Source organism: Streptomyces sp. CC208A (assembly GCF_030010625.1).
GTDB lineage: Bacteria > Actinomycetota > Actinomycetes > Streptomycetales > Streptomycetaceae > Streptomyces.
Genome location: NZ_JASCXN010000029.1, coordinates 78,228 through 90,188, shown reverse-complemented (window position 1 = coordinate 90,188; position 11,961 = coordinate 78,228). Strand labels below are relative to the sequence as shown.

The 11,961-nt window shown below is 73.6% G+C and carries 11 protein-coding genes; 9 read left to right on the top strand and 2 right to left on the bottom strand.

Going from position 1 to position 11,961, the window contains the following annotated elements; translation table 11 throughout:
• Nucleotides 1–86: 86 nt before the first annotated feature.
• The 5 genes from QK442_RS27185 (at nt 87) to QK442_RS27165 (ending at nt 5,215) form a co-directional block, all read left to right on the top strand.
• On the top strand, nt 87–1,016 hold the full coding sequence (locus QK442_RS27185; protein ID WP_282696735.1) for an NADP-dependent oxidoreductase: 930 nt from the start codon (nt 87–89) through the stop codon (nt 1,014–1,016).
• Nucleotides 1,017–1,230: 214 nt separating this feature from the next.
• Nucleotides 1,231–2,376 (top strand): DUF2786 domain-containing protein, encoded by a 1,146-nt coding sequence (locus QK442_RS27180; RefSeq protein WP_282696711.1) that lies wholly within the window; start codon nt 1,231–1,233, stop codon nt 2,374–2,376.
• 102 nt (nt 2,377–2,478) lie between these two features.
• Nucleotides 2,479–3,843, top strand: a complete 1,365-nt coding sequence (locus QK442_RS27175) for a SigE family RNA polymerase sigma factor (protein WP_282696710.1) — start codon at nt 2,479–2,481, stop codon at nt 3,841–3,843.
• On the top strand, nt 3,840–4,700 hold the full coding sequence (locus QK442_RS27170) for a hypothetical protein (RefSeq protein ID WP_282696709.1): 861 nt from the start codon (nt 3,840–3,842) through the stop codon (nt 4,698–4,700). The genes QK442_RS27175 and QK442_RS27170 overlap by 4 nt, the downstream gene beginning before the upstream one ends.
• A 302-nt stretch (nt 4,701–5,002) precedes the next feature.
• Nucleotides 5,003–5,215, top strand: a complete 213-nt coding sequence (locus tag QK442_RS27165) for a DUF397 domain-containing protein (protein WP_030219358.1) — start codon at nt 5,003–5,005, stop codon at nt 5,213–5,215.
• Between the two features lie 75 nt (nt 5,216–5,290).
• Here QK442_RS27165 and QK442_RS27160 read toward each other — a convergent pair whose 3' ends face one another.
• Nucleotides 5,291–5,791: an ATP-binding protein gene (locus QK442_RS27160; RefSeq protein ID WP_282696708.1), complete on the bottom strand. Its 501-nt coding sequence runs from the start codon at nt 5,789–5,791 to the stop codon at nt 5,291–5,293.
• Between the two features lie 370 nt (nt 5,792–6,161).
• On the opposite strand from QK442_RS27160, the gene QK442_RS27155 reads away from it, so the two are divergent.
• The 4 genes from QK442_RS27155 to QK442_RS27140 all read left to right on the top strand — a co-directional run bounded on the left by QK442_RS27155 (nt 6,162) and on the right by QK442_RS27140 (nt 10,526).
• On the top strand, nt 6,162–7,034 hold the full coding sequence (locus tag QK442_RS27155) for a helix-turn-helix transcriptional regulator (RefSeq protein ID WP_282696707.1): 873 nt from the start codon (nt 6,162–6,164) through the stop codon (nt 7,032–7,034).
• A gap of 84 nt (nt 7,035–7,118) precedes the next feature.
• Entirely contained in the window at nt 7,119–8,576 is a 1,458-nt protein-coding gene (locus tag QK442_RS27150) for an aldehyde dehydrogenase family protein (protein ID WP_282696706.1), read from the top strand.
• A 71-nt stretch (nt 8,577–8,647) separates the two neighbouring features.
• Nucleotides 8,648–9,205, top strand: a complete 558-nt coding sequence (locus QK442_RS27145) for a DinB family protein (RefSeq protein ID WP_282696705.1) — start codon at nt 8,648–8,650, stop codon at nt 9,203–9,205.
• 94 nt (nt 9,206–9,299) lie between these two features.
• A complete protein-coding gene (locus QK442_RS27140) occupies nt 9,300–10,526 on the top strand; it encodes a sialidase family protein (RefSeq protein WP_282696704.1) in 1,227 nt (408 codons plus the stop codon).
• 7 nt (nt 10,527–10,533) lie between these two features.
• Here the strand turns inward: QK442_RS27140 and QK442_RS27135 are convergent, their stop codons facing one another.
• A complete protein-coding gene (locus tag QK442_RS27135; protein ID WP_282696703.1) occupies nt 10,534–11,955 on the bottom strand; it encodes a glutamate decarboxylase in 1,422 nt (473 codons plus the stop codon).
• Nucleotides 11,956–11,961 lie beyond the last annotated feature (6 nt).

Genomic DNA, 11,961 nt, shown 5'->3' with positions numbered 1-11,961 from the left:
TCGAGAAGGCCGAGAAGCCGGTACGCGGTCGTCGCCGTGAGGGAATCCGGGGCGAACGCGCTGACGCAGGGGGAGACATGGCGACGATGGAAGCGATCGTGTTCGAGGAGTTCGGCGGCCCCGAGGTGCTGCGGCACGAGACCGGCGCCGAGGTGCCGCGGCCGGGGCCCGGCGAGGTGCGGCTGCGGGTGGCGGCGATCGGCGTCAACCCCATGGACTGGAAGGTCCGTCGGGGCCTGCTTGAGGAGTTCTTCCCGACGACGTTCCCCGCCGTGCCGGGAATCGAGGTGGCGGGCACGGTCGACGCGGTCGGCGAGGGCGTCACCGGACTCGCCGTCGGCGACGAGGTGTTCGGCTGGTCGAAGACCGGCGCCTACGCCCAGTACGTCCTCGCCGGCAACGTCCTGCCGAAGCCGGACGGCCTGTCCTGGGAGGCCGCGGTGGGCCTCCCGGTCGCGGGCGAGACCGCGGCCCGTGTCCTCGAACAGCTCGGCGTACGGGCGGGCGAGACGCTGTTCCTGCACGGGGCGGCCGGGATCGTCGGCACCATCGCGGTGCAGCTCGCGGTCGCCGCCGGCGTCACCGTCGTCGGCTCCGCCTCCCCGTCCAACCACGCCTATCTGCGCGAGCTCGGCGCGGTCCCCGTCGCCTACGGGGACGGCCTCGCCGACCAGGTGCGGGCCGCCGCTCCGCAGGGCGTCGACGCCGTCTTCGACGCCGCCGGGCACGGGGTGCTGCCGGTCGCGATCGCACTGCTCGGCGGCGAGGGCACCGCCCCCAAGGAGCGGATCGCGACGATCGCCGCCACGGACGCGGCCGAGCACGGCATCGCCTACAGCGTCCCCGAGCGGGACTTCGACCGGGTGCGCGCCTGGCTGGCCGCCCAGGCGTCGGCCGTCCTCGCGGGCACCCTGCGGCTGCGGCACGCCGAGACCCTGCCGCTCAAGGAGGCCGCCCGCGCGCAGGAGCTGAGCGAGACCGGGCACGTGCGGGGGAAGATCGTCCTCGTCCCGTAGCGCCGCAGTCCCGTACGTACGCGGGCGGGGGCGGTGGCCCGGCTCCGACCCCGGCCACCGCCCCCGTCCCACCATCGCCGCTCGGCGGCCGGGTCGCCACGCGGGGAGGGCCGACGCGGCGACGGCGACCGGCGCGCGCCCGCCCGCCGCCGCCCTGAGACCATCGGAGGGAGCCGTACGGGGAAGGCACCGGGGCCAGGGAGAGGGCAGGGTCATGCAGGAGGAGGAGCGGGGGTCGACCGTCGAGCGGGCGCTGCGGGAGGCGCTGCACACGCGGGACGACCGTTCCCTCGACACGGCGGCCTCCCTGCTCGCCGCCGATCCGGCCGCCGACGCCGGTCTCGCCCGGCGCGGCGAGGAGTTCGTACGGACGCTGTGGGAGCGCGGCTGGCAGCCGGCCGACCTCGCGCGCACGGTCCGCCGCGACCTGGCGGAGGAGCACCTGCGGCTGCTCGGCGGCCTGGTGCGGGCGGAGACGGCCCGGTACGCGACGCTGCCCCGGCGCTGGCGGGAGCAGGTCGACGCGCTGGAGGCCGGGGGCGGGAGCGCCGACCGGTTCTCGTACGCGACGACCGTCCTGGAGCTGTACCGGCTGCTGGTCCGGCTGCCCCGGCTCGACGCGGTGGGGCCCGTACCGGGCGAGGCGCTGCCGCCCGCGGCGGCCGGGGAACCGCGGATGCTCACCCGGATCCGGGCGCTGCTCGCCAAGGCCGAGGCCACCGGCTACCCGGAGGAGGCGGAGGCGCTGACCGCGAAGGCGCAGGAGCTGATGGCCCGGCACAGCCTCGACGAGGCGGGGCTCGCGGCCGGTGCGCCGTCGCCGCGGACGCCGGGGGCGATCCGGATCGGGGTCGAGCCGCCGTACGAGCAGGCGAAGGCGATCCTGCTCGACGCGGTGGCGACGGCCAACCACTGCCGGGCGGTGTGGAACGAGACGTACGGCTTCTCGACCGTCGTCGGCTTCGAGGCGGACCTCGACCCGGTCGAGCTGCTGTACACCTCGCTCCTCGTGCAGGGGACGGCCGCGATGACCCGGGCGGAGGCGGAGCAGCGCAAGGGCGGCCGCAAGCGCACCAAGTCCTTCCGGCAGTCCTTCCTCCTCGCGTACGCGAACCGGCTCGGCGCCCGCCTGGAGGCGACCTCCCGCCGGGTGGCCGCCGAGGCCCCGACCCTCCTCCCGGTCCTCGCCTCCCGCGAGGTCGCGGTGACGGCCCGCACGGACGAGCTCTTCCCCCGGACGCGGACGACCCGCGTCCGCGCGATGTGGGACGAGGCCGGCTGGACCCACGGCTCCACCGCCGCGGAGAGCGCCGCCCTCACCCCGGAACGGGAGCGGCTCGACCGGGGGGCGGGCGGGTAGCACCTCCCGGCCCCGCCGGACCCCGGGCCTTCGCCGTGCCCCAGCCCCTCGCAGGCTGGGCGAAATGCCGGTTTCCGGCGTGATCGTCGCTACGCTCGGGGAATGAGCTGGCTCCGGGCGCTGAGGGAGACCGCGCGCTCGGGCCTCGCCGTCGAGCGGCGGCGGCTGAGTCCCCTCGCCGCCGCCCGGGGGGCCCTCGGGCTCGCTCTGGTCATCGGGTTCTCGCTGGCAGTCTTCGGGCCGGTCGTCGCCGCGTCGTCCGCCTTCGGCGCCTTCCAGGCGGCCATCGCGACCTTCCAGCGTTCCTGGCGGCCCCGGCCGACCCTCGCGCTCGCCTCCGGGGGCAGCCTCGCCGTCTCCACCTTCCTGGGGTACCTGGTCGGCTCGCGGACGGCCCTCTTCCTCGCCCTGCTGCTCCTGTGGACCTTCCTCTCCGGCCTCGCCTGGGCGGCCGGGCCCACGGCCGGTCTCATCGCCTCCTCCAACGTGGCGATCATGCTGGTCACGGTCACCCTGCCCACCTCCGTCGCGACCGCCGCCGGCCACGCCGCCATGATCTTCGCGGGCGGGGCCGTCCAGGCCGCCCTGGTCGTACTGCTGCCGGTCCGGCCCTGGGGCGCCCAGCGGGACGCCCTGGCCGACGCGCTCGCGGCGGAGGCGGACTACGCCCGCCGGCTGCGCCACGACCCGGTCGCGCCCTTCGACCCGGTGCCGCTCATGACCGCCCGCAGCGCCGCCGCCGTCACACCCCGCCAGGCCCGCCGCCGCCCCGCCGAACTCCACGGGCCCCGGCGGCTCGCCGAGCGGATCCGGCCCGTGCTCGCCTCGCTCGCCGACCCGGCCGTCGGCGCCCCGGCCGAGGGGCCGCAGCGGGACCGGGTCCGCGAGCTGCTGGCCGCGGCGGCGGAGGTCCACGACACCGGCGACGACGCCGACTTCGCCGCGTTCGCCTCCGCCGCCTGGCCCCGGCTCGTCCGTACGGCCCAGCTGCTCACCGGCGACTTCCACGAGGCCGAGGACCTGGTGCAGACGACCCTCGCGAAGGTGTACGCCCGCTGGCGCAAGGTGCCACGCGCCGAGATCGACCTCTATGTGCGCCGCGCCCCCGTCAACAACAACAACCTCAGCCGCCTCCGCCGCCGCCGGGTCGCCCACCTGCTCGTCCCGGTGCTGCCGGAGACCGCCCGGCACCGGGACGCGGGCCACGCCGAGGGCGTGGAGGAACGGGCCGTGCTCTTCGAGGCGTTAGCGGACCTGAGCATCCGTCAGCGGACCGTGATGGTCCTGCGGTACTGGGACGATCTGACCGAGCAGGAGATCGCGGACGTCCTCCAGTGCTCGCTCGGCACGGTCAAGACCCACGCCAGACGCGGCCTCGCCGCGCTGCGGGCCCACCCCCGGCTCGCCTCCGGCCCTCCGCCGCTGTCCGGCCCGCCCCTCCGCACCCCCTACGGAGCCCGCCCATGACCCCCGCACCCGACGCCGAGCCCGGCGCGGAGCCCCCCACCGGGCCCTTCGCCGGATCCCTCGCCGAACCCACCGGGCCCTTCGCCGGATCCCTCGCCGAACCCGCCGGCGAAGGCGCGTCCTCCGCCGCCGACGCGTGGGACGAGCTGATCCGCGCCGAGTTCGCCCGCGCCGCCCATGACGTGACGCCGGGGCCCGCGCCCGTGGCGGCGGTGCTCCGGGCGGGCCGCGCGCGCCGCCGGCGCCGTACGGTCGCCCTCTCCGTCCTCGCCGTCCTCGGCGTCTCGGCGGCCGTCGCGGCCGGTACGGCCCTGGTCCGCGCCCCGCACCCGGCCGCCGGGCTCGCCGCTCCGCCGGTCCCCGCCGTCACCCGCACCCCGACCGTTCCGCCCGCTCCCGCCGCCCCTTCCGCTCCCTCCCAGGTCTCCGTCCCCAGGGCCTCGGCGTCCGAGCCGCGGTCCCTCTTCCCCGTGCGGACCGTCGCGGCGGGGGAGCGGGTGGAGGCCGCGCCGGGCTGGACGGTGTGGCTCACGGAGCAAGGCAAGCACTGGAAGGGCGGTGCGGACGGGATCGAGGAGTTCCGCAGCGTCACCGACGGCAACATCGACCTGCGCCGCCCCGACCTCAGCCACCAGAGCGAGGGCACCTTCCACTCCGGCCTGTACTACGGGACGAAGGACGCGGGCCGGGTCGAGCTCGTGGGCGCCGGGGGCCGGGCCACCCCCGCGACCCTCCTCGAACTGCCGGGGAGGCCTGGCTGGGGCGTCTGGTACGCGGTCTCGCCCGACGCGAACCCCGTGGCCGCCCGCCTGTACGACCGCGCGGGCCGCCTCCTGGCCGAGCTTCCGGCCGTCTGACCCGCCCCCGTGTGTCCCCCGTCCGACCCGCCCCGTCCGGCACGTCCCACCCCGCCGCCGACCCGTGCCGGGAACCATCCTCCCCGCCCCTCCGTCCACCCGGGTGGGGAGATCGCGGGGCGTCTCCGTGCGCCATGACATCGTTCGCACGCTGTGTGGCGTAGTGGCTACGCCACGCGCCGTGCACGTGCATCTGCTCATGCATCGGCATATGAACGCAGCTATGATCCGGGGAAGTTGACACCTGTACCAAGCAACTCGGGGAGCTTCCAGTGCATCAGGCGCATCACGCGTACAACGGCATGGCGGCCACGGAGCTGCGGGGCGTCGTCTGGCAGAAGAGCAGGCACAGCAACTCCCAGGGTTCGTGCGTCGAATTCGCCAAGCTGCCGGGGGGGAACGTTGCCGTGCGCAACTCCCGCCACCCGGACGGTCCGGCGCTCGTCTACACGCCGGCCGAGATAGAGGCGCTCCTGCTGGGTGTCAAGGACGGGGAGTTCGACCACCTCGTATGAGGGCCGCGCGCGCAAGCACGGGGAGGGGCCCCGGCGGTCACCGCCGGGGCCCCTCCCCGTGCTCTTGCGGAAGCCCTACTCCTCCGGGCCGACCCGGAAGAGCGCCCACACCACCTTGCCCTGAAGGGTCCCGGCGAGCGGGTGCCAGCCCCAGCTGTCGCTGAACGACTCCACCAGGAACAGGCCGCGCCCCGACTCGGCGGAGAAGTCCTCCTCGCCGCCGCGCGCCTCCGGGCTCTCCCGGCTGGGGTCGCGCACCGCGCACACCAGGCGGGAGGCCCAGCGCATCAGGTGCAGCCGCACCGGCGGGCCCTGCGGCTCGTCAGGACCGCCGCCGTCCGGGACGGCGTGCCGCAGCGCGTTGGTGACGAGCTCGGAGACCACGAGGGCCACGTCGTCGAACCGGTCGGCCAGGTCCCAGCGGTCGAGCGTCGCACTGGTGAACTTCCGTGCCCCGCGCACGGCTTCGTACCGGGCGGGCAGGGCGCAGGAGGCGGAGGTGGAGACGGCACCGGGGTCGATCGGCGGGAGACCCTGCCGTAAAGGCTCGAGCACGGTCGATCCATTCGTCCCCATGCGAGGCACTCCCGGGAATCGCGGTGGTGGTGCGACAACGGTGTGACAGCGGTGCAACAGCGGTGCGACAACGGTGCGAAGCGACGCGACGACACGACAGCACGAGTGCGCGGCTGCGCGGGGTCCATGGTTCCGAATGCGCCCACGGGATGCAAGGGCAGATGCACGTGCACGCGGTGAGAGGGTGCCGGACCTGTCCGATCCTGTGGCGAATCTGTGGAAATCTTCTTGACGGAGGCGTGTCCGGTTCTCGTCCGGCGCGAGTCCCACGAGTCCCCTTCCGTCACCAGATGTGTACGGGCGGAAGCGTTTGGTGGCAGAATCCGGGGCTCGACGGGGGCTCGTCACCGTGAAGGGGAGGCTGGGAGCCGTGACCGCAGGCGAAATGAACGGAGCGGGCGGGAGCGTCGTCCGGCGCATTCTGCTGGGCTCCCAGCTGAGGCGCCTGCGCGAGTCCAGGGGCATCACCCGTGAGGCGGCCGGCTACTCGATCCGCGCCTCCGAATCCAAGATCAGCCGCATGGAGTTGGGAAGGGTGAGCTTCAAGGCCAGGGACATAGAGGATCTGCTCACTCTCTACGGCGTCACCGAGGAGAACGAGCGCGGCGCCCTCCTCGGGCTCGCCCGCGAGGCCAACCTCGCCGGCTGGTGGCACAGCTTCGGCGACGTCCTGCCGGGCTGGTTCCAGACGTACATCGGCCTTGAGGCCGCCGCCTCCCTCATCCGCGTCTACGAAGTGCAGTTCGTGCACGGCCTGTTGCAGACGGAGGAGTACGCCCACGCGGTCGTCGCGCGAGGCATGCCCGGCGCCTCGAACGCCGAGATCGACCGCCGTGTCGCCCTCCGCCTCGAACGCCAGAAGGTCCTCGTCTCCGAGCGCGCCCCGCACTTCCACGTCGTCCTCGACGAGGCCGCCCTCCGCCGCCCGTACGGCGACCGGGCCGTCATGCGCGGCCAGTTGAAGCACCTCATCGAGGTCTCCGAGCACCCCGGCGTCACCCTCCAGGTGATGCCCTTCAGCTTCGGCGGGCACGCGGGCGAGAGCGGCGCCTTCACCATGCTCGGCTTCCCCGAGTCCGACCTCTCCGGCATCGTCTACCTGGAGCAGCTCACCGGCGCCCTCTACCTCGACAAGCGGGAGGAGGTCGCCCAGTACGCCGGGGTGATGGAGAAGCTGGCGAAGGACAGTCCGGATCCGGCCGAAAGCCGCGATCTTCTCCGCGGCCTCCTTCAACTCTCCTGATACATCAGTACGATGACGCCACATCAGTAGCGCGCCGGTCACGAGCCGTCGTGCTCACAGGCAGCGGGTAGAGGGGTCCCCACCATGTCGCACTTCACCGACCTGGCCCACCAGTACATCGACGGCGAGTGGAAGCCCGGCAGCGGTTCGTGGGACATCATCGACTTCAACCCGTACACCGGGGAGAAGCTCGCCTCGATCACGGTGGCCACCGCGGAGGAGGTCGACCGCGCCTACCGCGCCGCCGAGCGCGCGCAGGAGGCGTGGGCGGAGACCAACCCGTACACCCGCCGGCTGGTCTTCGAGCGCGCCCTGCGGATCATCGAGGACCGCGAGGAGGAGCTCGCCGCGACGATCATCGCCGAGCTGGGCGGCACCCGCCTCAAGGCCGCCTTCGAGCTGCACCTCGCCAAGGAGTTCCTGCGCGAGGCGATCCAGCTGGCGCTGCGCCCCGAGGGCCGCATCCTGCCCTCCCCGGTCGACGGCAAGGAGAACCGCGTCTACCGCCTGCCGGTCGGTGTCGTCGGCGTCATCTCCCCCTTCAACTTCCCCTTCCTCCTCTCCCTCAAGTCGGTCGCCCCCGCCCTCGCGCTCGGCAACGCGGTCGTCCTCAAGCCGCACCAGAACACGCCGATCTGCGGCGGCACCCTGGTCGCGAAGATCCTGGAGGAGGCGGGCCTCCCCGCCGGTCTGCTCAACGTCGTCGTCACCGACATCGCCGAGATCGGCGACGCGCTGCTGACCCACCCGGTCCCGAAGGTCATCTCCTTCACCGGCTCCGACAAGATCGGCCGCCACGTCGCCACCGTCTGCGCCCAGAACTTCAAGCACGCCGTCCTCGAACTCGGCGGCAACAGCGCCCTGATCGTCCTGGACGACGCCGACCTCGACTACGCGGTCGACGCCGCCGTCTTCAGCCGCTTCGTCCACCAGGGCCAGGTCTGCATGGCCGCCAACCGCATCCTGGTCGACCGCCGCCTGGAGGCGGAGTTCACCGAGAAGTTCGTGACCAAGGTGAAGACCCTCCGCGTCGGCGACCCGGCCGACCCCGCCACCCACATCGGCCCGCTCATCAACTCGCAGCAGGCCGAGTCGGTCTCGGCGGCCGTCGAGCAGGCCGTGGCGGCCGGCGCGACCGCGCTGCTGCACGGCACGGCCGAGGGCAACCTCGTCTCCCCGTCCGTACTGGCCGACGTCCCCGCCGACGCCCCCGTCCTCGGCCAGGAGATCTTCGGCCCGGTGGCCCTGATCATCCCCTTCGACGGCGAGGACGAGGCCGTACGCATCGCCAACGACACGCCGTACGGGCTCAGCGGCGCCGTCCACACCGCCGACGTCGAGCGAGGCGTACGGGTCGCCCGGCGGATCCACACCGGCATGATCCACATCAACGACGGCACCGTGCACGACGAGCCGATCGTCCCCTTCGGCGGCGAGAAGCACTCGGGCATCGGGCGGCTCAACGGCGACGCGATGGTGGAGGCCTTCACCACCCAGAAGTGGATCTCGATCCAGCACGGGCGCAGCCGCTTCCCCTTCTAGGACGAGAACTGTCCTCTTTCGTTCATAGGGTGGGCCTCGCCCGAGAAACGCACGGACGGAAGGCGGACATCATGGTGGCTCTTGTTCCCGCGGAGGCCCCCGGCGACGAGCGCGGCGCGTTCCTCAACTTCGTGGAGGCACAGCGCGCCGCGCTCCGGCGCGCCCTGAACGGTCTCACCGAGGAGCAGGCGGCGAGCCGGCCCAGCGTCAGTGAGCTGAGCCTCTCCGGCCTGGTCAAGCACGTGGCCGAGGTCGAGCTGAACTGGCTGAGGCTCGCGCAGGAGAGGGAGAACGAGCGGCAGCGGACCGAGGAGACCTGGGGCGAGGCGTTCCGTCTGGTCGACGGCGAGACGATCCCCGACATCCTGTCCTTCTGGGACGGGGTGGCGAAGGAGACCGAGGAGTTCGTCCGTACGGTGCCGAGCCTGGACGACACCTTCCCGCTGCCGCCCGCGCCCTGGTTCCCCGAGGACGGGCGGGTGTCGATCAGGTGGATGCTGCTGCACCTGGTGCAGGAGATGGGCCGGCACGCCGGGCACGCGGACGTGATCCGCGAGTCCCTGGACGGCAAGGTCTCCTTCGCGCTGATCGCCGAGGAGCGCGCCCGGGAGGAGCAGCAGACCGACTGAGCGGACCGGCGGGCGGGGAGCACGAGGGCGGTGAACGGGGTATCACCAGCAGGTGGTTCACCGTGAACCGCCCAAGGGACAGGGGGGAAGTCCGATGCGCGTTCCCGTTTCCCGGGCGCCGGCCCCGCTCCGCGCACTCGTGGCCCTGCTGCTGCCCTGGCTGCTGGCCGCGTGCACACAAGGGGCCGAGCCGACCGGCGAGCGTCACCCGCCCGGCAGTGACGGGAAGTTCGGTGCGCCGCCGCGGATCGCGGACGGGTCGGAGCTGCCCGGCCGGGTGTCGGGCGTGGACTTCGCCGCGGACGGCAGCGGCTTCGCGCTGCTCGCGGAGTGCGTGAGCGACCCCGCCACACCGGAGAACGGCTTCTGCCGGCAGTGGATCGCGGTGCTCGACCCGGGCGCGGAGCGATGGGAGACGCGGAGCTCGCCGCTGCCCGAAGTGCGCGGTACGGACGGGGTGTCGGCGGAGCTGAGGGTGCTGGGCCCGGGGCGGGCGCTCGTCGAGGACGGCGGCGGGGAGCGGCAGCGGCGGGGCTGGTTCACCGGCGACGGCGGCCGGAGCTGGCGGGCCGTCGACCCGCGCACGGACGGCCGGACCCCGGACGTACCGGCGGGCGGCGTGCTCACCACCGAGTGCGCCACGGAGCCGGAGGCCGTACCGGAACAGTGCGCCCGGGAGCGACTGGTGGCGATCTCGCCGGTGGACGGCCGGCGGCGGACGCTGGTGCGGCAGCCGCCGCTGGGACCGCATCCGCGGCCCGGGGAGACGGCGGAGCCGGACGGGTCCTGGTGGGTGTCGGGGACGGAGCCGTCGACCGGGCGGCCGGCGGTCGCGGTCTCCCGGGACGCGGGCCGGAGCTGGACGGTGAGCCGGCTGCCGAGCCCGGCGGACACACCCGGCCGGTACGTACGGGTCGTGGTGGGGCCGGACGCGGTGTACGCGGCGGAGATGGGCGAACCGCCGGGCGGTGAACCGGTGCTCAACGGGCTGCGGGCGCTCCACCGCTCCCAGGACGGCGGCCGGACCTGGCGGCGGACGTGGACCACGGGCTCGGTGGACGAGCCGCGCTCGCTGCACGGGCTGCCGGTGCCGGGCCCCGGCGGCCGGCTGGAGATCGCCGCCCAGTCGTCCGGCCACCGCAGCCTCGACGGCGGCCGGACCTTCCGGAAGATCCCCGACGGCACCGGCTACGTCCGCCGGACCGCGGCCGGCCTCCTGCGGGAGGACACCCGGTGCCGGTACGGGCTGACGCGCGACGGGGTCCGCTGGACGGAGTTCCGGCTGGCCTGCGGGGACGACCCCTCCCTGGACGGGCCCTAGCGGTGCCCTAGTGGTGGAAGGCGGTCGCTGCGGCCTTGTCGTGGGTGAACGGGTGGGGCTGGCGGCGGAGTTCGGGCAGCAGCCGGTCCAGGTCCTCGACGAAGAGGCTCGCGAGGTCGGCGGAGAAGCCGTTGCGGCAGACGACCCGCAGGACGGACAGGTCCTCGCGGTGGGCGGGGAAGGTGTAGGCGGGGACGAGCCAGCCCTGCTCGCGGAGCCGCCGGGACACGTCGAAGACGTCGTAGGAGGTCACCTCGGGGGCGGTGGTGAAGGCGAAGACGGGCAGCTGGTCGCCGCGGGTGAGGAGACGGAAGTCGCCCATGGCGTCGATGCGTTCGGCGAGACCCCGGGCGACGTCCCGGCTGGTCTGCTGGACGGCCCGGTAGCCCTCCCGGCCGAGCCGGAGGAAGGTGTAGTACTGGGCGACGACCTGGGCACCGGGGCGGGAGAAGTTGAGGGCGAAGGTGGGCATGTCGCCGCCGAGGTAGTTGACCCGGAAGACCAGCTCCTCGGGGAGCTCCTCGGCGCCCCGCCACAGGGCCCAGCCGACGCCGGGGTAGACGAGTCCGTACTTGTGTCCTGAGGTGTTGATCGAGGAGACGCGGGGGAGCTGGAAGTCCCAGACCAGGTCCTCGTCGAGGAAGGGCGCGACCATGCCGCCGGAGGCGCCGTCGACGTGGACGGGGATGTCGAGGCCGGTGCGGGCCTGGAGGTCGTCGAGGGCGGCGCAGATCTCGGCGACGGGCTCGTAGGAGCCGTCGAAGGTGGAGCCGAGGACGGCGACGACGCCGATGGTGTTCTCGTCGCACAGCTCGGCGGCGGAGGCCGCGTCGAGGTGGTAGCGGTCGCCCTCCATGGGGACGAGACGGGGCTCGACCTCCCAGAAGGTGCAGAACTTCTCCCAGCAGACCTGCACGTTGATGCCCATGACCAGGTTGGGCCGCGCGGTGGACGGGTAGCGGTCGGCGTTCTTCATGGCCCAGCGGCGCTTGAGGGCCATGCCGGCGAGCATGCAGGCCTCGCTGGAACCGGTGGTGGAGCAGCCGACGGCGGCGTTCGGGTCGGGGGCGTGCCAGAGGTCGGCGAGCATGGCGACGCAACGGCGTTCGAGCTCGGCGGTGCGCGGGTACTCGTCCTTGTCGATCATGTTCTTGTCACGGCACTCGCTCATCAGGACACCGGCCTGGGGCTCCATCCAGGTGGTGACGAAGGTGGCGAGGTTGAGCCGGGAGTTCCCGTCCAGCATCAGCTCGTCGTGGACCAGCTGATAGGCGCTGGACGGCGGCAGCGGCCCGTCGGGCATCCGGTGGCGGGGCGGCGCCTGGGTCATCCCGCCGACCGGATCGGCCTGGCCGAAGAAGGGGTTGAGGGCGAGCCGGCGGAAGGGAGCGGACTCGGTGTCTTCGGTTCCCTTGTGGAGGGGGGCCATGGGGGA

Bases quoted from the DNA above. Each gene is read 5' to 3' on its own strand.
- QK442_RS27185 (WP_282696735.1), top strand. From the start codon at position 87: ATGGAAGCGATCGTGTTCGAGGAGTTCGGCGGCCCCGAGGTGCTGCGG.
- QK442_RS27180 (WP_282696711.1), top strand. From the start codon at position 1,231: ATGCAGGAGGAGGAGCGGGGGTCGACCGTCGAGCGGGCGCTGCGGGAG.
- QK442_RS27175 (WP_282696710.1), top strand. From the start codon at position 2,479: ATGAGCTGGCTCCGGGCGCTGAGGGAGACCGCGCGCTCGGGCCTCGCC.
- QK442_RS27170 (WP_282696709.1), top strand. From the start codon at position 3,840: ATGACCCCCGCACCCGACGCCGAGCCCGGCGCGGAGCCCCCCACCGGG.
- QK442_RS27165 (WP_030219358.1), top strand. From the start codon at position 5,003: ATGGCGGCCACGGAGCTGCGGGGCGTCGTCTGGCAGAAGAGCAGGCAC.
- QK442_RS27160 (WP_282696708.1), bottom strand. From the start codon at position 5,791: ATGGGGACGAATGGATCGACCGTGCTCGAGCCTTTACGGCAGGGTCTC.
- QK442_RS27150 (WP_282696706.1), top strand. From the start codon at position 7,119: ATGTCGCACTTCACCGACCTGGCCCACCAGTACATCGACGGCGAGTGG.
- QK442_RS27145 (WP_282696705.1), top strand. From the start codon at position 8,648: ATGGTGGCTCTTGTTCCCGCGGAGGCCCCCGGCGACGAGCGCGGCGCG.
- QK442_RS27140 (WP_282696704.1), top strand. From the start codon at position 9,300: ATGCGCGTTCCCGTTTCCCGGGCGCCGGCCCCGCTCCGCGCACTCGTG.
- QK442_RS27135 (WP_282696703.1), bottom strand. From the start codon at position 11,955: ATGGCCCCCCTCCACAAGGGAACCGAAGACACCGAGTCCGCTCCCTTC.